Annotated in this window: 21 protein-coding genes; 18 read left to right on the forward strand and 3 right to left on the reverse strand. The window is 64.8% G+C overall.

The genetic code is table 11. The annotated features are described in order from the left end of the window. Positions 1–296 precede the first annotated feature (296 nt). The 18 genes from AC5STI_RS07035 (at position 297) to AC5STI_RS07120 (ending at position 18,550) form a co-directional block, all read left to right on the forward strand. Positions 297–1,820 carry a replicative DNA helicase gene (locus tag AC5STI_RS07035; RefSeq protein ID WP_490399226.1) on the forward strand — a complete coding sequence of 508 codons (1,524 nt, stop codon included), beginning with the start codon at positions 297–299 and terminating at the stop codon, positions 1,818–1,820. Between the two features lie 194 nt (positions 1,821–2,014). Continuing rightward, positions 2,015–3,052 (forward strand): alanine racemase, encoded by a 1,038-nt coding sequence (gene alr / locus AC5STI_RS07040; RefSeq protein ID WP_495446164.1) that lies wholly within the window; start codon positions 2,015–2,017, stop codon positions 3,050–3,052. Continuing rightward, positions 3,049–3,831 (forward strand): MlaE family ABC transporter permease, encoded by a 783-nt coding sequence (locus AC5STI_RS07045; RefSeq protein ID WP_475052852.1) that lies wholly within the window; start codon positions 3,049–3,051, stop codon positions 3,829–3,831. Before alr ends, AC5STI_RS07045 begins: the two co-directional genes overlap by 4 nt. Next, positions 3,828–4,574 carry an ABC transporter ATP-binding protein gene (locus tag AC5STI_RS07050; protein ID WP_490399228.1) on the forward strand — a complete coding sequence of 249 codons (747 nt, stop codon included), beginning with the start codon at positions 3,828–3,830 and terminating at the stop codon, positions 4,572–4,574. Before AC5STI_RS07045 ends, AC5STI_RS07050 begins: the two co-directional genes overlap by 4 nt. A 187-nt stretch (positions 4,575–4,761) precedes the next feature. Beyond that, positions 4,762–5,202 carry a paraquat-inducible protein A gene (locus AC5STI_RS07055; protein WP_495446165.1) on the forward strand — a complete coding sequence of 147 codons (441 nt, stop codon included), beginning with the start codon at positions 4,762–4,764 and terminating at the stop codon, positions 5,200–5,202. 156 nt (positions 5,203–5,358) lie between these two features. Further along, positions 5,359–6,141 (forward strand): DNA repair protein, encoded by a 783-nt coding sequence (locus tag AC5STI_RS07060; RefSeq protein ID WP_495446166.1) that lies wholly within the window; start codon positions 5,359–5,361, stop codon positions 6,139–6,141. A 186-nt stretch (positions 6,142–6,327) separates the two neighbouring features. After that, positions 6,328–7,689 (forward strand): DNA repair protein RadA, encoded by a 1,362-nt coding sequence (gene radA, locus AC5STI_RS07065; RefSeq protein ID WP_495446167.1) that lies wholly within the window; start codon positions 6,328–6,330, stop codon positions 7,687–7,689. Between the two features lie 42 nt (positions 7,690–7,731). Further along, positions 7,732–8,286, forward strand: a complete 555-nt coding sequence (locus AC5STI_RS07070; protein WP_490399232.1) for a CvpA family protein — start codon at positions 7,732–7,734, stop codon at positions 8,284–8,286. 388 nt (positions 8,287–8,674) lie between these two features. After that, positions 8,675–9,355 carry a Hint domain-containing protein gene (locus AC5STI_RS07075; protein WP_495446168.1) on the forward strand — a complete coding sequence of 227 codons (681 nt, stop codon included), beginning with the start codon at positions 8,675–8,677 and terminating at the stop codon, positions 9,353–9,355. A 273-nt stretch (positions 9,356–9,628) separates the two neighbouring features. Further along, positions 9,629–11,029, forward strand: a complete 1,401-nt coding sequence (locus tag AC5STI_RS07080) for a selenium-binding protein SBP56-related protein (RefSeq protein ID WP_490399234.1) — start codon at positions 9,629–9,631, stop codon at positions 11,027–11,029. Between the two features lie 3 nt (positions 11,030–11,032). Next, positions 11,033–11,692, forward strand: coding sequence for a hypothetical protein (locus AC5STI_RS07085; RefSeq protein WP_475052869.1), 660 nt, complete (start codon positions 11,033–11,035; stop codon positions 11,690–11,692). Between the two features lie 353 nt (positions 11,693–12,045). Next, positions 12,046–13,566: an amidophosphoribosyltransferase gene (gene purF / locus AC5STI_RS07090; RefSeq protein WP_475052871.1), complete on the forward strand. Its 1,521-nt coding sequence runs from the start codon at positions 12,046–12,048 to the stop codon at positions 13,564–13,566. Between the two features lie 161 nt (positions 13,567–13,727). Then, positions 13,728–14,270 carry a DUF2199 domain-containing protein gene (locus AC5STI_RS07095; RefSeq protein WP_490399236.1) on the forward strand — a complete coding sequence of 181 codons (543 nt, stop codon included), beginning with the start codon at positions 13,728–13,730 and terminating at the stop codon, positions 14,268–14,270. Between the two features lie 159 nt (positions 14,271–14,429). Beyond that, complete coding sequence (locus AC5STI_RS07100; protein ID WP_495446169.1) at positions 14,430–14,705, forward strand: hypothetical protein; 276 nt, start codon at positions 14,430–14,432, stop codon at positions 14,703–14,705. A gap of 112 nt (positions 14,706–14,817) precedes the next feature. Continuing rightward, positions 14,818–15,465, forward strand: a complete 648-nt coding sequence (locus tag AC5STI_RS07105; RefSeq protein WP_495446170.1) for an SDR family NAD(P)-dependent oxidoreductase — start codon at positions 14,818–14,820, stop codon at positions 15,463–15,465. A 226-nt stretch (positions 15,466–15,691) separates the two neighbouring features. Further along, on the forward strand, positions 15,692–16,486 hold the full coding sequence (surE, locus tag AC5STI_RS07110; protein WP_490399239.1) for a 5'/3'-nucleotidase SurE: 795 nt from the start codon (positions 15,692–15,694) through the stop codon (positions 16,484–16,486). An 8-nt stretch (positions 16,487–16,494) separates the two neighbouring features. Continuing rightward, positions 16,495–17,142, forward strand: coding sequence for a protein-L-isoaspartate(D-aspartate) O-methyltransferase (locus tag AC5STI_RS07115; protein WP_495446171.1), 648 nt, complete (start codon positions 16,495–16,497; stop codon positions 17,140–17,142). Positions 17,143–17,299: 157 nt separating this feature from the next. Then, the gene (locus AC5STI_RS07120; protein WP_495446172.1) at positions 17,300–18,550 is read left to right on the forward strand and encodes a peptidoglycan DD-metalloendopeptidase family protein; all 1,251 of its coding nucleotides are present in this window, start codon (positions 17,300–17,302) and stop codon (positions 18,548–18,550) included. Positions 18,551–18,635: 85 nt separating this feature from the next. Here the strand turns inward: AC5STI_RS07120 and AC5STI_RS07125 are convergent, their stop codons facing one another. From AC5STI_RS07125 to AC5STI_RS07135, 3 genes are all read right to left on the reverse strand, one after another. Next, positions 18,636–19,478 carry an ATP-binding protein gene (locus AC5STI_RS07125; protein ID WP_495446173.1) on the reverse strand — a complete coding sequence of 281 codons (843 nt, stop codon included), beginning with the start codon at positions 19,476–19,478 and terminating at the stop codon, positions 18,636–18,638. An 88-nt stretch (positions 19,479–19,566) separates the two neighbouring features. Further along, the gene (locus AC5STI_RS07130) at positions 19,567–20,208 is read right to left on the reverse strand and encodes a hypothetical protein (RefSeq protein ID WP_495446174.1); all 642 of its coding nucleotides are present in this window, start codon (positions 20,206–20,208) and stop codon (positions 19,567–19,569) included. A gap of 208 nt (positions 20,209–20,416) precedes the next feature. Next, positions 20,417–21,538, reverse strand: a complete 1,122-nt coding sequence (locus tag AC5STI_RS07135) for an adenylate/guanylate cyclase domain-containing protein (protein WP_495446175.1) — start codon at positions 21,536–21,538, stop codon at positions 20,417–20,419. Between the last annotated feature and the right edge of the window lie 21 nt (positions 21,539–21,559).

The following is a 21,559-nucleotide window of genomic DNA, read 5'->3' on the forward strand; positions in this document are numbered from 1 at the left end:
CAGCCCGCCGCCGGACCCGCTGCGTGCGAAGATCCGCTTAACGCAAGGTTAAGCGTTACACGACGGGCTGTGGAAAAGCCCGCTTCGAATCGTTTCCCGCAGGGGTTGATGAGCAGATATAGGGGTCTATCCAAGCCCCGCCGCATCATGTAGCATGCATATGACAGGCTTGCTGGCCCAATGCGGCAAACAGCCCACAGCCCCGGTGCGGATATCCACAGGGAATCCCCAAAGATTCCCAGATAGGCGAATGGCCCCGCGCACCGTATAAGGCGGCCCGAGAGACGAGAGCAGTGATGAACGAGATTACCCCTTTCGACGGCGACATGCCCCCGCCTGCCCCGATGCCCGAACCCGCCGCGGCACCGGACACGGCGATGCCGGACAATGAGCTGCCCCATTCGGTGGAGGCGGAACAGCAACTTTTGGGTGCGATCCTGACCAACAACGAGGTCTACGACAAGATCGCGCTGATCATCGACTCGTCGCATTTCTATGACCCGGTCCATGCCCGCATCTATGAGGTGGCGGCGGCGCGGATCTCCAAGAACGCGCTGGCCTCGCCAGTGACGCTGAAGGCGTTCCTGGAGGACCACGAGGGGCTGAAGGAGCTGGGCGGGCCGGCCTATCTGGCCAAGCTCGCGGGCGCGTCGATCTCTGCCTTTGCGGTGCGGGACTACGCGCAGATGATCTACGACCTGGCGATCCGGCGCGAGCTGATCGCCCTGGGCCAATCGATTGCAGAAAAGGCACGCCGCGTTGACGTGGCATCAGAACCTAAAGAGCAGATCGTTGAGGCAGAGCAGTCGCTTTACCAGCTGGCGGAGCAAGGCCAGACGGAAAGCGGTTTCAAGTCATTCCTGAAGGCCGTCACAGAAGCGGTCAATGTGACCAACGAGGCGTATCAGCGGGGTGGCGGCATGGCCGGCATCTCGACGGGCCTGATGGACCTCGACAAGCAACTTGGCGGCCTGCATCCCTCGGACCTCCTCATCCTCGCGGGCCGCCCCTCTATGGGTAAGACGTCGCTGGCGACCAACATCGCCTTCAACGTCGCCAAGGCATACAAACGCGGGGTGAAACCCGACGGATCGGAAGGCGCGCTGGATGGCGGGGTGGTCGGGTTCTTCTCGCTTGAGATGAGCGCCGAGCAGCTGGCCGGGCGTATTCTGGCGGAAGCGTCGGAAATCTCCTCGCACAAGATCCGTCAGGGCGACATGACCGAGTCCGAGTTCCGCCGCTTTGTGCAGGCAGCAAAGGATCTGGAAAGCTGCCCGCTGTTCATTGACGACACGCCCGCGATCCCGATCTCGCAGCTGGCCGCACGGGCGCGCCGCCTGAAGCGGACGCACGGGCTGGACCTTCTGGTGATCGACTATCTGCAGCTGTGCCGCGGCATGTCGGACAACCGGGTCAACGAGATCGCCGAAATCTCCATGGGGATGAAGGCGATTGCCAAGGAATTGAACATCCCGGTGATCGCGTTGTCGCAGCTGTCGCGTCAGGTGGAAAACCGTGAGGACAAGCGTCCGCAGCTGTCGGACCTGCGGGAATCGGGCTCGATCGAACAGGACGCCGACGTGGTGATGTTCGTGTTCCGCGAGGAATACTACAAGGAACGGGAAAAGCCCGGCGACCACGAGCTTGAGAAGATGGAAGAGTGGAAGCAGGCGATGGAGCGGCTGCACGCCAAGGCCGAGGTGATCGTCGGCAAGCAGCGTCACGGCCCCATCGGCACGGTGGAGCTGTCCTTTGAGGCGCAGTTCACCCGCTTTGGCAACCTCGCCAAACCCTGGCAGCAGGGCCAGGAGGAATACTGAGCCCGGCCCGCCCGCGGCGCAGTCAGATTTTACCGTGCGGATGGTCCGGGGCCAAAACCCTGCATTCACATCCGCACCAGCCCGGTCCAGCCCCCCCCGCAGGACCGGGCTTATTATTCCGGCAACGGCAAACCTCCGCCAGCATTCCGGTTTTTCCCCCTTGACCTGCGCCCTCCCCGTGTCAAGAACACCGCATGAGCACGGCAAGATTGACAATCAACCTGGATGCGCTGGTCACAAACTGGCGGAATCTGGATGCGCTGACTGGCTGCGAGACTGCCGCGGTGGTCAAGGCGAACGGGTATGGCCTGGATGCAGGCCGCGTGGGCAAGGCGCTGGCCAGGGCCGGCGCGCGCAATTTCTTTGTGGCGGCGGCCGAGGAAGGCGGCGCGCTGCGCCGCGCCTTGGGGCCTGGCCCCGGCATCTCGGTGTTTTCCGGCCATATGGAGGGCGACGCCAAGCTGCTGAAGGACTTCCAGCTGACGCCGATGCTGAACTCGCTGGACCAGATGCTGCGCCATTTCGAGACCCTGCCCGGCCACCCGTTCGGGGTGCAGCTCGACAGCGGCATGAACCGGCTGGGAATGGAGCACGGCGAATGGGCCGCGGTGGCGGAGATCGCCCTGGGCCAGAATCCGGTGCTGCTGATGTCCCACTTGGCCTGTGCCGATGAACCGAGCCACGAAATGAACGCCCGCCAGCTGCAGACCTTCCGCGAAATGACGGACGGTCTGGATATTCCCCGCTCGCTGGCCGCGACCGGCGGGATACTGCTGGGTTCCGAATACCATTTCGACCTCTGCCGCCCCGGCATCGGCCTCTATGGCGGGCTGCCGTTCAAGGATGCGGTGCCGGTGGTGCATCTTGACCTTCCGGTCATTCAGGTGCGCGACCTGGAGCCGGGTGAGACCGCCGGTTACGGCAATGCCTGGGTGGCCGAACGCCCCAGCCGCATCGCCACGGTGGCCGCAGGCTACGCCGATGGCCTGCACCGGGCGATGGGCAATGGCGGCATCCAAGTCTTTGCCGGCGACACCCCCTGCCCCGTGGTGGGCCGGGTCTCAATGGATCTGATCACCGTCGATGTGACCGGTCTGGCAGAGGTGCCGGATACCCTGGCCATTCTCAACGAGCGTCAGACCGTCGACATGCTGGCCGGCGCGGCCGGCACCATCGGTTATGAGATCCTGACCTCCACCGGACACCGCTACGCACGGACCTATCAGGAATGAACCCCATCAGTCTCCTGGCCCGGCTGGGCCGCACCGCGCTGGCCGGAATGGCCGCAGTCGGCCGCGCGGCGCTGTTTGCGCTGGGTGCCTTCAGCCATATGCTGCGCCCGCCCTACTACCCGCGTGAACTGCTGCAGGCGCTGTTGAACATCGGCTGGCTGTCGCTGCCCGTCGTCGGCCTCACCGCGATTTTTACCGGCGGCGCGCTGGCGCTGCAGATCTATGCCGGCGGCGCCCGTTTCAACGCCGAGGCCGTGGTACCGCAAATCGTCGCCATCGGCATGGTGCGCGAGCTGGGGCCGGTGCTGGTCGGGCTGATGATCGCAGCGCGCGTGACGTCTTCCATCGCCGCCGAGATCGCCACCATGAAGGTGACCGAGCAGATCGACGCGCTGGTCACGCTGTCGACCCATCCGATGAAGTACCTGGTGGCGCCCCGCGTGCTTGCGGCGCTGATCACCGTGCCGGTGCTGGTCGGTGTCGGCGACATTATCGGCATTATGGGCGGCTATACGGTGGCGGTTCAGAACCTCGGCTTCAACGCCGCAGCCTACCTCAAGAACACGGTCGACTTCCTGGAGCCGCTCGACATCATCTCCTCGCTGGTCAAGGGCGCGGCCTTTGGCACCATCGCGGCGATGATGGGCTGTTACTACGGCATGCAGTCGGGCCGCGGCGCCCAGGGCGTGGGCCGCGCCACCAAAGGCTCCGTCGAGGCCGCCGCGGTGCTGATCCTGGCCGCCAACTTTGTCCTCACAGGGGTGTTCTTCTCGCTATGATCCGCATGGAAAACGTCCACAAGGCCTTTGGCGACAACCAGGTGCTGAACGGCATGACCCTGGAGATCCCCAAAGGCACGTCGATGGTGATCATCGGCGGTTCCGGCACCGGCAAATCGGTGGCTCTGAAAAGCATCCTGGGCCTGATCCAGCCCGACTCCGGCGAAATCTATGTCGATGGCAAGCCCGCAGGCTCCGGTGACCGCGACAAGTTCCTGGCACGGTTCGGGATGCTGTTTCAGGGCGGCGCACTGTTTGACTCGCTCCCGGTCTGGCAGAACGTCGCCTTCCGCCTCTTGCGCGGCGCGCTGAAGCGCCCCACGGAGGAAGCCCGCGCCATTGCCATCGAAAAACTGCGCCGCGTCGGGCTCAAGGCCAAAGTGGCGGACCTCTTCCCGTCTGAGCTGTCCGGCGGGATGCAGAAACGCGTCGGCCTCGCCCGTGCGATTGCGGCGGAACCGGAGATCATCTTTTTCGACGAGCCGACCACCGGCCTGGACCCGATCATGTCCGGGGTGATCAACGACCTGATCCGCGAGATCGTGGTGGAGATGGGCGCCACCGCGATGACCATCACCCACGACATGACCTCGGTGCGCGCGATTGCCGACAATGTGGCGATGCTGCACGGCGGGGTGATCCAGTGGACCGGGCCGGTCAGCGAGATGGACCACTCGGGCGATCCTTACATGGAGCAGTTCATCCACGGCCGTGCGGAGGGGCCGATCGAGGCAGTGCGCTAAGGCGCGCTTTCATCTTTCCCCAAATACTCCCGCCGGAGGCAGCCGGCACAAGGCCTGCGCCCGGCTCTGCCTGAGCCGGGCGCAGGCCGGGCCGCACGCGCCGCGGCTGATTGGTCCGCCAGCGTTTTCCCCCTTTCAAATCGCGCACTCAACCCGCAAGTCTTGGCGGACCTGCTAAAGAGCCGCCATGACCCTCCGCCTCCTCACCCTGTCGCTGCTGATCCTATACCCCGTCGCATGGTTTGCCCCCTTGATGAGGGCGGGGCTGCTGCCGATTTTCGGCCTCAGCGAAATTTCGGTGATCACAGGACTGCAGTCCTTGTGGGGCAGCGACGCGGTGCTGGCGCTGATCGTCACCTTCTTTGCGATCTTCGCACCCTATCTCAAAACCATCGGCCTGGCACTGGTGCAGTGGAACCTGCTGGATGCGCGGCTGCTGCCGGTGCTGCATGTGCTGGGCAAGCTGGCGATGGCCGATGTGTTCCTGATCGCGCTCTACATCACGCTGGCCAAAGGCATCGGTCTCGCCACCATCGAAACCGCCTGGGGGCTCTATCTCTTTACCGGCTGCATCCTGGCCTCGCTGGTGCTGGGCATGGCAAATACGCCTCAGGCATCGAAGAAATAGATCAGCGGATACTTGCCTAAATTTTGATTCTTGTGCAACATTTTGCCGACGAACCGCGTTGTTGTGTTCCGTGGGTGCCGCCGTGGACGGCCTGACAAGGCCACCCCCCCCCTGCCACCGGCCCCCGGGTGGTTTCGGTATTATGGAGGGGTTTTCATGTCCGCCGTTCACACTGTCCTGTTCAAATCCCAGGCGCTGTTCCTGCGCCTCACGTTTGCGCTGATCTGCATTGCCGCCCTCGGCGCGGTCATAGCGACAGCGCTGTCCGCTGCCGGTGTCTGGCCTTGGCTGTCGCTGCAGGCGGGGCTGGACGGGACCTATTACCCGCAGGCAGGCATGGTGGCGCAGATCACGCTGACTGCGCTGGTCCTGATGCTGGCGTTTTTTCTGCCCGCCAACGGCCGTATGCTGGCGCTGGAGAATTCGCACCGCAAATTCACCGTGCAGATGGAGGATGTGGCCCGCGCCTATCACACCGCCCATGCCGGCGACCGCAAGGGGCTGTTCAACGCCCGGTCCGAGTTCGACGCGGTGAAGGAACGGCTGGCCTTCATGCGCAATCACCCGGACCTGGGCGAGCTGGAGCCGGAAGTTCTGGAGCTGGCGGCGCAGATGAGCCAGGTGAGCCAGGACCTCGCCAGCACCTATTCGGACGCCAACGTCGAGCGCGCCCGCACCTTCCTGAAGCAGCGCCAGGAGGAACTGGATGGCTTTCAGGCCCGGCTGGAGGACGCCAAGATGGTGATGCACGAGCTGCGCCAATGGACCCGGGACGTGGAAATCGAGGAATCTCTGGCAAAGTCGCACCTCGGCCGCCTGCGCGAGGAGCTGTTCGAGCTGCTGCCGGAACTGTCGGCCCAGCTGCAAAGCCCGCCGGACGGCACCGATCCCGAAACCAGCAGCGTGGTGGCGATGAAACCGCCGCGGCGGGCGGACTGACTGGGATCGGGGGCGCTGCCCCCGGCCCTCCCGGGCCTCCCCCGGGATATTTGAGGCCAGATGAATGAAGGATCCGGTCTTCATCTGGCCGCAAATATCCCGGAGCGCGAGGCAGCGCCTCGCATCCTGCGTCGCAGCGCCCGCAGCCCTCTTGAACAAAAGGGAAACATCTGCCACTGATCCGGCATGGCAAAAACATCTTTCTTCTGCTCGGCCTGCGGGGCCAGCTTCTCCAAATGGTCGGGCCGCTGCGAAGGCTGCGGCGAGTGGAACACCATCAGCGAGGATCAGGGGCTGTCGTCCGGCCCCGCCAAGAAGTCCTTGGGCGTCAAGCGCGGGCGCACCATTCAGCTGACGGATCTGTCGGCGCGGGAAACCCCGCCGCCGCGCACCTGCTGCGGCGTCGGAGAGCTGGACCGGGTGCTGGGCGGCGGGCTGGTGCCGGCCTCGGCCATTCTTGTGGGCGGCGATCCGGGGATCGGCAAATCCACCCTCTTGCTGCAGGCGGCGGCGCGCTTTGCCCATGCGGGGCTCAAGACCGTCTATGTCAGCGGCGAGGAAGCCTCGGCCCAGGTGCGGATGCGGGCGCAGCGGCTGGGGCTGGCGGATGCGCCGGTGCAGCTGGCGGCCGAGACCAACCTGCGCGACATCCTCACCACGCTGGAGGCGGAGAGACCGCAGCTGGCCATCATCGACTCGATCCAGACCATGTGGGCAGATCATGTAGACAGCGCGCCCGGTTCCGTCAGCCAGGTGCGGGCGGCGGCGCATGAGCTGACCACCTTTGCCAAACGGCACGGCATTTCCGTCATCATGGTCGGCCATGTCACCAAAGAGGGCCAGATCGCAGGCCCCCGTGTGGTCGAGCATATGGTCGATACCGTCCTCTATTTCGAAGGCGAGCGCGGCCATCAGTTCCGCATTCTGCGCGCGGTCAAGAACCGCTTTGGCCCGGCCGATGAGATCGGCGTTTTTGAGATGACCGGCGGCGGCCTCAGCGAAGTTGTGAACCCCTCTGCCCTGTTCCTGTCCGAACGCGGCGAGCCGTCGCCCGGCTCGGTGGTGTTTGCGGGCATCGAAGGCACCCGGCCCGTCCTGGTCGAAATGCAGGCGCTGATCGCCCCCTCGCCCCATTCGCAGCCGCGCCGGGCGGTGGTCGGTTGGGATTCTTCGCGCCTCGCCATGATCCTGGCGGTGCTGGAGGCGCGCTGCGGCATCCCCTTTGCCGGGCTGGACGTCTATCTGAACGTGGCGGGCGGCATGAAGATTTCCGAACCGGCCGCCGACCTGGCAGTGGCGGCGGCGCTGCTGAGTGCGCGGGAAGACGTCGCTTTGCCCGCCGATACCGCGGTTTTCGGAGAAATTTCGCTATCTGGCGCCCTGCGCCCGGCGCCGCAGACCGAAAACCGGTTGAAAGAGGCGCAAAAACTTGGTTTCACGGCGGCGATTGCCCCTGGCGGCAGCAAAACCGTGTCCGTGAACGGCCTGAACTTGCGAAAGTCCAGCGACCTGGCCGGTTTTGTTGGCGAATTCTTCGGGGCCGGCTAAAGTCGCAAAAAATTTGATATCGCAGGCAAACGGGCGAGGGACATGGAAGGTTTCACAATCATCGACGGGGTCGTGGCCCTGGTCATCGTCGTATCAGCGCTGCTGGCCTATTCGCGCGGGTTCGTGCGCGAAGCCATGGCCATTGCCGGCTGGATCGCCGCGGGTGTGCTCGCCTTCATCTTCGCGCCGCAGGTGGAGCCGCTGATGGCGGAGATCCCGGTTGTTGGCGAATTCATCGCGGACAGCTGCGAATTGTCGATCATCGCCGCCTTTGCGGCAGTGTTCGCACTGGCGCTGATCGTGGTCTCCTTCTTCACGCCGCTGTTCTCCACCCTGGTGCAGCGCTCGGCGCTTGGCGGGGTTGATCAGGGCGCGGGCTTCTTCTTTGGAGTGCTGCGGGGCATCCTGCTGGTGGCGATTGCCTTCTTCCTCTATGCCGTGGTGATGACCGGGCAGAGTTTTACCGTTGTCGACGAAAGCCGCTCTGCCGTGGTGTTTGAGCGCATGATCGGCAAGATCGAGGAGCGCAATCCGGAGCAGGCCCTGGGCTGGGTCACCGAGCAGTATGAGGCGCTGATCGGCAGCTGCGGCCAGTAATCGCCCGCCAGACATCGCCGGACCAGAACCGCACGGGCGCCTCAAGGGCGCCCGTTTTGCTTTGGCCGCAATGTATTCACACATTTATCCACAGCCCGGGCGCTGCAAAGATTAACAGCGCAATCGAGCGTTAACACCCTGTTAACGAACGGGAATCGCGAGTCGCGGCACAACCTTTCCGAGCGCAATCCGGCGGTTAAATCTTAACAAATCCTCATGCTGCACCGTCAAAAGGTTAACAATACCGCGCAAATTCGCGGTTTTGTCCCCAGAAAACTGCGCCATCCCGGAAGGAGCCGCACGCTCGCCCCAATTTGGTCCCAATTCGGGGGCCACATGGCATCAACGGCAAAACGCCGGGCCATAGACGCTCAGAAGGGACGATACGATGCAGCTGGATCACACCACACACTTTGCCGACTTCCTGCCGGTTGATGTGCTGCTGCGGACCGATCTGCTGCCGGAAACTGCCAAGCCGGCGCCGAAACGCGCCCGCATCCGCAGCGGCGGCTTCCTGCCTGATACCCTGATCGAGACTGAAGAGGGCTTTAAACAGGCCCGCGACGTCAAGCCCGGCGACAAGGTGTTCACCTTCGACGGCGGCGCCCAGGAAGTGAAATCGGTCCGCCACGCGGTTCCGCGTCTGACCACCCTGATGCATGTGCCTGCCGGCGCCCTGGGCAATGACACCGACCTGATGCTGCCCTCCGACCAGAAAGTGGCGCTGGAGATGGACACCGCCGAGCGCCTGTTCGGCCTGCCGGTTGTGGTCACCAAGCTGATCGCCCTGGCCGGCTACAAGGGCATCGCTGCTGCAGCGCCTGAGCGCCTGGGCCGCATCCATTTTGAATTCGAGGAAGAAGAGCTGGTCTGGGCCGAAAGCGGCATGCTGATGCCTGCCGGTGATGACGCCCAGGATTCCGCCTTCCACCAGCTGTCGCTGACCGAGACCCGCCAGGTGCTGGCCAGCGACGCGGGCCGCGCCCTTGCGGAAACCGGCATGGGCGACGAAGACGCCCGCCTGCCCGCACCGCTGGGCAACCTGCTGGACCGCATTCTGGCGGCCTGATCCCGAAACGTTTTTCCCTCCCCCACCTCCGGCCCGCGTTCCCGCGGGCCTTTTCTTTTGCGCCGCCACTTCGCCGCAGAAACAAGCGTTCCCCCCCGCCCGTCACTACCGGCCGATCACCGCGCATCGCGGCCGGTCCAGCAGAACGATCGTTCTGCCCGGCAGCATGTTTTCAAAAAAATTTGCCCGAAATCCGGATGTGTGACAGCATCACCCCGGGCGCACCTAGAAGACCAAAGTTTCAGGCGCCTGTTTTCCAGGGAGGATTTGACGATGAACTTGAGGCCTGACCCCACTTTTCATGCCACCCCCAGGCTTGCCATGGAGGCCCCGGCGGAAACGCTGGCCTTTACCCTGATGCTCAGTCCGGACGGCTCCCAGCCCGACGGTCTGGCTGTGGTCGATGTCGACCCGAAGTCCGACAGCTACGGCGAGATCGTGCATCAGCTGATCATGCCCAACAAGGGCGACGAATTTCACCACTTCGGCTGGAACGCCTGCTCCTCGTCGCTGTCGCCGCTGTCCGGCCACGCGTTTCTGGAGCGGCGTTACCTGATCATTCCCGGCATCCGCTCCAGCCGGATCTATGTGATCGACGTGAAAGAGCCGCGCGAGGCGAAGATCCACAAGATCATCGAACCTGAGGAAGTCTTTGCCAAGACCGGCTATTCGCGCCCGCACACCATCCATTGCGGCCCCGAGGGCATTTATGTCTCGACCCTGGGCGGCGGCGGAGAGGACGGCACCGACGGCCCGCCCGGCATCTTCATCATGGATTGCGAAACCTTCGAGATCCTGGGCCGCTACGAGATGGACCGCGGCAAGCAGGACAAGCATTATGACTTCTGGTGGAACCTCCCGCGTGACTACATGGTGAGTTCGGAATGGGGCCTGCCGCCGCAGTTCGAGAACGGCATCGTGGCAGAGGACCTGCTCAGCAACAAATACGGCCATTCGATTCATTTCTGGAACCTGCGCGAACGCAAGAACGTGCAGACGATCGACCTGGGCGAAAACCACCAGATGGCTCTGGAGATCCGCCCCGCGCACGATCCGTCCAAGGATTACGGCTTTTGCGGCGTGGTGGTCGATACCACCAACCTGCAGGGCGCGATCTTCACCTGGTGGCAGAAGGACGACGGCACCTTTGAGGCCAAGAAGACCATCACCATCGACCCGCGGCCCGAGAAACCGGAAAACCTGCCGCCTCTGCTGCAGGGGTTCGAGGCGGTGCCGCCCCTGGTCACCGATATCGACCTGAGCCTCGATGACCGGTTCCTTTACGTGGCCTGCTGGGGGCTGGGCGAGATGCATCAGTATGACGTCTCCGACCCGATGAACCCCAAGCTGGCCGGCAAGGTCGAGCTTGGCGGCATTGCGCGCGGTGCCAAGCACCCGAACGGCAAGGATTTCGCCTATGGCCCGCAGATGGTGGAGATCAGCCGCGACGGCAAGCGCGTCTATTGGACCAACTCGCTTTATTCCACATGGGATGACCAGTTCTATCCGGACTCCGGGGGTGGTCAGATGGTGATGGCCAACGCGGGCGAGAACGGCGGGCTGGAGCTGGACAAGGACTTCTATGTGGAGTTCCCCAAGGGCTACCGCAGCCACCAGATCCGGCTGGAAGGGGGCGACTGCTCCACCGACAGCTTCTGCTACCCCTCCGTCTGACGCGTGGCAGACATCAGCACGGCGGCGGCCCTGTGGGGGGCCGTTGCCGCCTCTGGCGTGTATCACGGTGTGAACCCCGGCATGGGCTGGCCCTTGGCGGTGTCGGCCGCGCTGATGGACCGGAAGCAGGGCAGCCTGTGGCGGGCGCTGGCCGCGCTGGCGGCCGGGCACCTTTTGGCGATGGCGGCGATCCTGTTTCCGTTCTCGGCGCTGATGGTGCTGGCAGAGTGGCAGCGCGAGATCCAGATCGGCGCCGCCTGCCTGGTGATCGCCCTGGGCCTTTATCTGCTGGTCAACCGGCGCCACCCGCGGTTTCTGGCCCGCGTCCCGCCATCGCGGCTGGCGCTGTGGTCGTTCCTGGCGGCGATGGCGCATGGCGCGGGGCTGATGCTGGTGCCGATCTACCTCGGCATCTGCCGCACCATCGAAACAGACGCGGGTCACGCCGCCGCGGGCACGCTGATCACCGGCAACGCGGGCATCGCCGCTCTGGTGGCGGTGCTCCACACCCTGGCGATGACCGCCGCGGGCGGCGTGCTGGCCTACGGGATCTACCGCTGGGTAGGGCTCAAGTTCCTGTCAAAAGGCTGGTTCAACCTGGACCTGGTCTGGGCGCTGAGCCTGGTGCTGGTCGGGTCCATCTCGCTGCTGACGCTTCACTGAGGCACAGCGTGGAAAGATCTGAAAACCGCCCTGCCCGCTACCTGCCGCCGCAGCGCAGCAGGGATTTGTGATCCTTTGATGACAGAAGGAAAGAAAGCCACTATGTGAGGGCGCGAACAGGAAACGGATTCGGAGCCTCACCGCCTTGCCGCTGCTGCCCGCCTGCCTTTGTGGAGATGACCTGACGCGCCCGGCGCCGGGGTCCGTTGCCGCAACCGGCGCTCTGGCAACCGGCCTAAAGGCGGCCAAGGCGGCCGGATTGGCGCCCCGGCGCACAAATGCGCTAGACTGCCGGCACCACCGCTTCCAACAGCCATCGAACAGCAAAGCCTAAGTGGGATTGGAGCCAGCCAATGTGCGGGATTTTGGGGATCGCAAGCCGGGACACGGAAGTCTTTGCGGAAATTTATGACGGGCTCTTGATGCTGCAGCACCGCGGCCAGGACGCCTCCGGCATCGTGACCTACACCGGCGAGTTCTTTCGCGAGCGCAAGGAAAACGGCCTGGTCAAGGATGTGTTCGGCCCCGCAGACGCCGAGACCCTGACCGGCCGCGTCGGCATGGGCCACGTGCGCTACCCCACCGCGGGTTCGCTCAGCGCCACCGAGGCGCAGCCGTTCTTCGTGAATGCGCCCTATGGCATTTACCTGGTCCACAACGGCAACATCACCAACACCGCCGAGCAGCGCGAGAAGGTGACCGGCAAATACAGCCGCCACCTGCGCACCACATCCGACTCGGAGATCCTGCTGAACGTCCTGGCCGACAAGGTCGCCGATGCCATCAAGGTGAACGGCAACGCCGAGCCGATCCGCAACATCTTTGCCGGCGTCAAGATGACCATGGAGCGGGTGCAGGGCGCCTATTCCGTGCTGTGCATGATTGCCGGTGTCGGCATGCTGGCCTTCCGCGACCCCCACGGCATCCGGCCGCTGTCGCTGGGCAAGCGCCCGGCGCAGGGTGCGGGCGATGATTATTGCATTGCCTCCGAGGACGTGGCCTTTGGCATCAACGGCTTTGAGAAGGTCCGCGACGTTAAGGCCGGCGAGGCGGTTCTGATCGACCTCGACGGCAAGCTGCATACCTTCCAGGCGGTCGAGGGCAAGCTGACCCCCTGTATCTTTGAGTACGTCTACCTGGCACGTCCCGACTCGATGATGGACGGCGTCTCCGTCTACAAGACCCAGCTGCGCATGGGCCAGGCGCTGGCCAAGCAGATCCAGGAGTCGGGGCTGGAAATCGACAGCATCATCCCGGTGCCCGATTCGGCCCGCCCCGTGGCGCTGGAAGTCGCCAACTCCACCGGCATCCGCTACCGCGAGGGGCTGGTGAAGAACCGCTACGTCGGCCGTACCTTCATCATGCCGGGCCAGGCGGAGCGGCAGAAATCGGTGCGCCGCAAGCTCAATGCGATCCCGCTGGAGTTCAAGGACCGTAACGTGCTGCTGATCGACGATTCCATCGTGCGCGGCAACACCATCAAGAAGATCGTGCAGATGTGCCGCGAAGCCGGCGCCAAGAAGGTCTATATCGCCTCCGCCTCGCCGCCGGTGAAATACCCGAACGTCTATGGCATCGACATGCCGACCAAGCATGAGCTGATCGCAAACGGCCTCAGCATCGAGGAAATCCGCGACGAGCTGGGCGCCGACGCGCTGTTCTATCAGAAGCTTGAAGACCTGATCTGGGCGGCGCAGGAAGGCAACCCGGACATCCAGGGATTTGACTGCTCCTGCTTTGACGGAAACTACATCACCGGTGTCACCGAGGAGTATCTGGCGGCGCTGGAAGGCAGCAGCCGCGTGAGTGCCAAGATCAAGGACATGCCGGTGCCCGGCGCCTCCTGGAACGCCTCCAACCTGGCCTCCGGCTGAGCCCGCCCCGCCCTCTTGTGAAAAGAGGGGGGTTTGAACTTCCGGCCGCATCCGCGTATGAGGGCCGCGAACACTGCATAGACAAGGCGCTGGCCGTGACGGCCCGCGCCTTTTTATGCTTCCAGACGAAAGGCCGCCCCTTGGACGCGCATCTTGCCCGCATGCTGACCTCTCCGCGCCAGTGCCGCTGCTGCGGCGCCACCTTTGCGCAATTGCTGAGCCTCAGCTGCGACCGGCCCGACATCTGCTCAGAGGATATGGAGGTGGAAGACAACTCCGCCGTTCTCGCCACCCGAGGCGATATCCTGACCGAGGATTTCTGCCGCCTGGGCGATCTGCGCTTTGTCCGTGCGGTGCTGGCGATCCCGCTGTCCGGCAGCCGCGGCGAGGAGTTTCTCCTGGGCACCTGGGCCAGCCTCAGCCGCGATGACTTCGACGCCTATCTCGACCTCTTTGAGATGCGCGAGACGGAAAAGCTGGGCGACCGCCCGGCCTGGCTGGCCAATGCGATCCCGCCGGACATGCCGATGCCCGCGGGCTGCGTGCTGGAGATGCGCCCAGAAGGCCAGTACCCGGAACTGAAGGTCACTGAGCAGAACCACCCGCTCTACCCGCTGCAAAAGGACGGCGCCGCGCTGGAGGAGCTTTTGGAGCTGCTCTATGCCTATGGCCACGATCTGCCCTCGCTGGTGTTTGACGCCTGATTTTCAAGCACCTGTGCCGGTACCACTGCGGGCGCGGCGGCGGGCTTCCACTCATCGTGCCCGGGCCGCTCCGCGGCTTCCCGCCGAGTTCTGCAGAGTCTGGTTGAAGAGAACCGGCAGATTGTCCAGATACGCCCGGACAGATTGGGGATGGACGACATGGCAAACGCAGAAAAGGCGGGCGGCACCTCCGCCAAGGTGGCCGGGCTGGCCACGCAGGACAACGCAGTGAACCGCAACCGGCTTAACCTCCTGGGTGTCTACGGCCCCGAGGACAGCCTGACCGCGCTGGTGCGCCTGCCCAGCGGCCGCACCAAAACCGTGTCGCGCGGCACCCGCCTGTCCTCGCTGGGCCGGGTGGTGGCAATCGACGCCCACGGCCTGGTCCTCAGCGCCAACGGCGAAACCAAGCGCCTGCCGATGCCCGGCAGCTGACTGCGGGAGCTGCGCAAATTTCTTCGAAGAAATTTGCCAGGAATTTTTGAAAATTCCTGCCCCGGGCCGCTGCCTCTTGACCTGCCTTCGCCCGCGGCCCAAGAAGGCGCCCATGACAGAAAAGCTCGCTCTCATCACCGGCGCATCCCGCGGCCTCGGCAACGCCCTGGCCGAGGCCCTTGCGCCCACTCATCACATCGTCGCCGTTGCCCGCACCACCGGTGCGCTGGAAGAGCTCGACGACCGTATCAAGGCGGCGGGCGGCAGCGCCACCCTGGCGCCGATGGACATCACCGTGCCGGAGGCAATGGCAACGCTGTGCCGCGGTATCCACGACCGCTGGGGCAAGCTGGACCTGTGGCTGCACACCGCGATCCACGCCACCGCCCTGTGCCCGGTGCCGTCGGTGGCGGCCAAGGACTGGACCAAGGCCATGGCCATCAACGCCACCGCTACCTCGGTGCTGATCCCTTACGTCGCGCCCTTGCTGGGCCAGACAGGGCGTGCGGTGTTCTTTGACGACCCCAAGGCGGGCGAAAAGTTCTATGGCACCTACGGCGCCACCAAGGCTGCCCAGATGGCGCTGGCCCGCAGCTGGCAGGCGGAGACCGAACGCACCGGCCCGCAGGTGCGCATTCTGGAGCCGAAGCCGATGGCCACCGCCCTGCGCGCCCGCTTCCACCCGGGCGAGGACCGCGAAGCGCTGACCCCGATCCAGGACGAGGCCGCGCGCCTGCTGCCGCAGATCCTGGCAGACTAACACCCGCAGCTTGCCCGCGCCGCGCAACGCGCGGCGCCCGGGCCAACGCCTGAACCGGCATCTTTGATGCGGGTCCAGGCGGCGGGAGCGCGCCCGGCCGCGTCGCCTGTTGCCTCCCTGCCCCGCTTTTCGGCGGATGCCGCTTCCCCCCGCGAAAACCTTGCCCCGTTCCGGCACAGGTCCTATTCAATCGAAAACCCGGTTGAAGACGGCAGGCAGACACCCCATGCGCATTCTGATCACCAATGACGACGGCATCAGCGCCGAAGGGCTCACCATCCTCGAATCCATCGCCCATGAAGTCGCAGGCCCCGATGGCGAGGTCTGGACCGTGGCACCGGCCTTTGAGCAGTCCGGCGTCGCCCATTGCATCAGCTACACCCGCCCCACCATGCTCAGCCAGCTGAGCGAACGCCGCTTTGCCGCCGAAGGCTCGCCTGCCGACTGCGTGCTGGCGGGGCTGCACGTTGTCATGCACGGCCAAAGGCCCGACCTGGTGCTGTCCGGCGTGAACCGCGGCAACAACTCGGCGGAAAACGCGCTTTACTCCGGCACACTGGGCGGCGCGATGGAGGCCGCTTTGCAGGGCATCCCGGCGATGGCGCTGTCGCAGTATTACGGCCCGGCCAACCGCGAGACGGACAATCCATTTGAGGCCTCCGCGGTGCACGGCGCCGCCCTGATCAAGAGAATCCTGGCCGCCCAGCCGCAGGATGCGCAGGACTACCGGCTGTTTTACAACATCAACTTTCCGCCGGTCCCGGCGGCGGACGTCAAGGGCTCCTGCGTCGTGCCGCAGGGCTACCGCCACGGCTGCCATTTTTCGGCCGAGGAGCAGCTGTCGCCCACCGGACGCCGCTACCTGTGGATCCGCGGCGGCAACCAGCACGTCGAGGCCACCCCCGGCTCCGACGCTGCGGTCAACCTGGACGGTTACATCTCCGTCACCCCGATGCGCGCCGACCTGACCGCGCACGATGCCCTGCAAGCGCTGAAGGCGGTCGAATGGACGGACGAGTGAGCGCAGCAATGAGCGGACCCGATCCGGAAACCAAGATGCAGTTCCTGTACTCCGTGCGCTCGCGCGGGGTGACCGACCAGCAGGTGCTGGAGGCGATCGAGGAGATCGACCGCGGATTGTTCGTGCGCGGCATCTTCTCAGATCGCGCTTATGAGGACGTGCCGCTGCCGATTGCCTGCGGCCAGACCATCTCGCAGCCTTCTGTCGTCGGCATGATGACCCAGGCGCTGCAGATCTCGCCGCGCGATACCGTGCTTGAAGTGGGCACAGGCTCCGGCTACCAGGCCGCGATCCTGTCCAAGCTGGCGCGCCGGGTCTACACCATCGACCGCCACGCCCGGCTGGTGGGCGAGGCGCGGTCCGTGTTCGATAAGCTGCGGCTCTCCAACGTGACCTCGCTGGTGGGGGATGGCAGCCACGGGCTGCCGGACCAGGCGCCGTTCGACCGCATCATCGTGACTGCCGCCGCCGAGGACCCGCCCGGCCCGCTGCTGGCGCAGCTCAAGACCGGCGGCATCATGGTGCTGCCGGTGGGCCAGTCGGACCATGTTCAGACCCTGATCCGGGTGCGCAAAACCGGGGACGGGCTGGAATATGACGAGCTGCGCCCGGTGCGTTTCGTGCCGCTGCTCGAAGGGCTGGGCAAGGACAGCTAGGGCTGCTGCCGCATTTCCGCAAGCTGCGTTTGATATTCCTGCGCCGCCCCCGTAAACTGGCGGCGGAATTCGGCCGCCGGCTGGATCGCATCGGCTATAGTGATTGACGCGAGAGAACCCCCGCGAAAAAGGGGAAGCGTGTTTTGAGGAGAGCAAGATGACCCGGACCACCTCCACCCGGACCGCATCCCGCGGGCTGCCCCGTTTCGTGCGGCCCCGCGCACGGCTGCTGGCCCTGCTGCCGCTGGCCGGGGCGCTGGCGGCCTGCCAAAGCCCGCTGGATTATGACCTGCGCGGCCAGCTTGGCGCCTTTAACACCGCAACTGCCGCCCAGTCGGCCACCTCCAGCCGCCCCTCGCCTGATGCCCGCGGGCTGATCACCTACCCCTCCTACCAGGTGGCGGTGGCGCAACGCGGCGACACCGTCTCGGACGTGGCCGCGCGCATCGGACTGCCGCCGGAGGAAGTTGCCCGCTACAACGGCATGGAGACCGGCGACAAGATGCGCCAGGGCGAAGTGCTGGCCCTGCCGCGCCGGGCCCCCGCCAGCCTGCCCTCAGGCGGCAGCGCCACCCCGGGATCGGTGGATATCGCCACCCTGGCCGGCCAGGCAATCGAGACCGCGCCGCTCACCTCCCCCAACCCGGGTTCGGTGACCACCACCACGATCCAGCCCACCCCCAAGCCGCAGCCCGCCAAGGTGCAGCGCGGCCCGGAGCCGGTGCGCCACAAGGTGAAACGCGGTGAGACCGCCTATACCATCTCGAGGCTCTACCAGGTACCGGTGAAATCGCTGGCGGAATGGAACGGCCTGGGCAGCGACTTTGCCGTGCGCGAGGGCCAGTTCCTGCTGATCCCGCTGAAAGAGCAGCCGGCAGCTGAGCTGACCCCTGCCGCAGCCCCCGTTGCAGTGACCGAACCCGGCGCAGGCACCCAAACGCCGGTGCCGCCCAGCGCCACTCAGCCGCTGCCGGAGGAAAAGGTCGAGCCCGCCGCAGTCAAACCCGCGGCTGAAACCCTGCCCAAGCCGGAGCTGCCTAAACCCACCCGCGCCAGCAGCGCGGCGATGGCCTATCCGGTGCAGGGCAAGATCATCAAGACCTACTCCAAAGGCCGCAATGACGGCATCGACATCGCCGCTGCGCCCGGCGCGCCCGTGAATGCCGCCGAAGCGGGCACCGTGGCCGCGATCACCAAGGATTCCAACAACGTGCCGATCGTGGTGATCCGCCACAGCCAGAAGCTGCTGACGGTCTATCAGAACGTCGGCAACATCACCGTCAAAAAGGGCGAGTCGGTCGCCCGCGGCCAGCGCATCGCCTCGCTGCGCGGCGGCGATGACGCCTATGTGCATTTCGAAGTGCGCGACGGGTTCGAGAGCATCGACCCGCTGAACTACCTGAATTGACGGCGGCAAAGCCCTGTTAACTCACAAAAGCCCGGCCGCTTGGCCGGGCTTTTTTCATTTCGGAGACTTTCACGCCGCATGTGCCCTAGCGCAAAGCCACCCCATGCCGCCCGGCCAGATCGGTAAAGAACTGCCACGCGACCCGGCCCGAGCGCGCGCCGCGGGTGGCCTGCCATTCGACCGCCTCGGCCCGCAGGGTGTCCGCGTCCGCCTCGACACCGTATGCCGCGCAATAGCCCTCGATCATCGCCAGGTACTCGTCCTGGTCACAGGGATGGAATCCCAGCCACAGACCAAACCGGTCACTGAGTGACACCTTCTCCTCGACCGCTTCCGACGGGTTGATGGCGGTGGAGCGCTCATTCTCGATCATGTCCCGCGGCATCAGGTGGCGGCGGTTGGAGGTTGCAAAAAATACCACGTTCTCCGGCCGCCCCTCGATACCGCCGTCCAGCACCGCCTTGAGGCTCTTGTAGTGCTGGTCGTCATGGCTGAACGACAGGTCATCGCAGAACAGGATGAACCGGTGTTCCGAGCCGCGCAGGTGGTTCAGCAGCCGCGCCACCGAGGGCAGATCCTCGCGCTGCAGCTCCACCAGCTTCAGATCGGGATGATCCCCAGCCAGCGCCCCATGCACCGCCTTCACCAGGCTCGACTTCCCCATGCCGCGCGCGCCCCACAGCAGCGCATTGTTGGCGGCATATCCTTGCGCAAAGCGGCGGGTGTTCTCCAGCAGCGTATCACGCGAGCGGTTGATGCCCACCAGCAGGTCCAGATCCACCCGGTTGATCTCAGCCACAGGTTCCAGCCGTTCCGGCCCTACATGCCAGACAAAGGCGCTGGCCACGTTGAAATCAGGTGTTTCCAAAGGCGCGGGCGACATCCGCTCCAGCGCCTCAGCAATGCGGGTCAGTGCAATCTGGTCCATGGGGTGCCTCCCTCCGTCAGTTGCCGGATTTCAAAGCATGTTCCGGGAGGGGCGGCAAGAGGGGCTGGACACAACCCGGGCCGGTATCTCAATCCGCTGCAAAGCAGTAGAAATACCCGTTACCGCCGGTGGAGCGCAGGTTTTCGGCGCTGCAGCCGCGGGAGTTGTGCGCTGCATTCCAGGACGTATTGCCGCCGCCGTGGCGGTCATGATGGCCAACCGTGGCCGAGCCCTCGCCGTTGGAGGTCCAGTTCGAACAGGTCATATCGCCCTCCTGCCAGGGGAAATAGGCGGTGCCGTCTGCCTGGGTGCCGGTCAGGATGTCATGCTCATTGGGATCCTCGCCGCGGCCCTTGATGCGGTTACCGTTTTCATCGACGGCTGTGCGCAAGTACAGGTTGGGCATGATATGCAGCTGGTCCAGATCCACCGCGATCAGCTCGCCATTGGCATTGTACCAGGGGCCGGTGCCGATGCGCGAGCGGGCCGAGATGCCGCGCTGGCCCTCCTCCTGAGTGCTCAGATACGCGCGCCAGGTGCGACCGGTAGAGCCCGCCGCCTCTGCCAGGCTGGCGCAATGGGCGTCCGCGCCGTCCAGCCCGCCAAGGTTACCGCCGTCACCAAGGCCAACGGAGGTGACGAAAAACCCCATCGGCGGATCTTCGGCAACAGCCACGGATGCAATCGAACAGGCAGCTGCGCAGGACAATGCAGTCAGAAACTTACTCATGGAAACCTCCCAACACTCAAACACTGCCCAAACATGGTGCATGGCCAGGGGTAAAGATACCTGGATGCGGGAGGTTCACGAAAGCGTGTTGGCTGGCCGGGACTGGCCCGGCAAAGGAAAAAGGCGCACCGCCCCGTGTGCGCTTGTCCATCTCAATTCATCTCCTGGCCGTTTGCCCTTGCCGTGCCCGCGCCCCGCGCTGGCAAACTCAGTTGGTGAGGATCTCGGTTTCCCCGATGTTCTTCGCCTGCACCAGAAACCGGTTCCGGAAAACCCGCTGCTTTGCGCCGCTCAGTTCGCTCCAGAACTCCCGGCTCATCCGGACCGCGCCCAAGCGCCCCTCGCCTTCGATTATGTCCGCGGCCTGGACCTGTTCCAGCCGGGCGGCCTTGTTGACCTCCGGCCCGATCAGGGTGAACTGGTGCCGGGTGGCCGATCCGAAATCGCCGCTCACCACCAGCCCGATGTGCAGTCCGACTCGCAGCGACAAGGGTTCGGCACCGATCTTGATGTCTGCGACGTTTGCGGTGGACTGCTCAGCGGCCTGCACGGCGTCCATGCAGGCCTGGCCCGCGTCCTGATCACTGCGCGGCAGGACCCAGAACGCCATCAGCCCGTCGCCGATGAATTTGTCGATATGGCCGCCGTGTTCCAGGATCGGCTCCGTCTGCGCATTGAAGAACCGCTGCACGATATCTGCCACCCGCTCCGGTGCGGTCTTGAGCGTATACCTGCTGAAATTCACCACGTCGGAAAACCAGATCACCGCGCGCTCCACCAGGTATTCCGCCTGATGCTCCCCCCCGGACTGCAGCCGCCGGGTCAGGGCATAGGGGTTCGTATAGGCGTGCAGAATGCGCGTATCATCGGCCAACTGGCGGCCAAGCGATGCGGTCTTGCGGCTGGCGTCCCGCAGCTTGATCGAGATGATCTTTGCGATATTGCGCCAGATTGTCCCGGCCTCCGGATGCGCGGCGATCTTGTCCTTTTCGATGATCAGGACTTCCACGGTGCTTTCATTCGCAACAAGACCATAGACGCGCTGATAGCCGTTGCCGGCCAGATGCTGTTCGCCAATCACCTCGTTGCGCCGCCGGACAAAAAGGGTTTGCTCGCCGAGTTTCACGGCAACGGACCCGTTCACGATGATCCAGAGGCAATGGGCCGGATCGCCCGGGCGGCAGATGAATTCGCCTTCTGCAAACCGGTACGGGCGGGCCTCCAGCAGATGCGGCGCCTGCACATCATCCACGAGCCCGCACAGCGACAGGGCTTCTTCGTACTCGGATCGGAGAGAATTGCCGCTCGATATCGGAGATTTGCCCGCCACCCGGCCCCCTGATGAACTTAT

This window comes from Leisingera sp. CC-HEC096 (assembly GCF_059429235.1).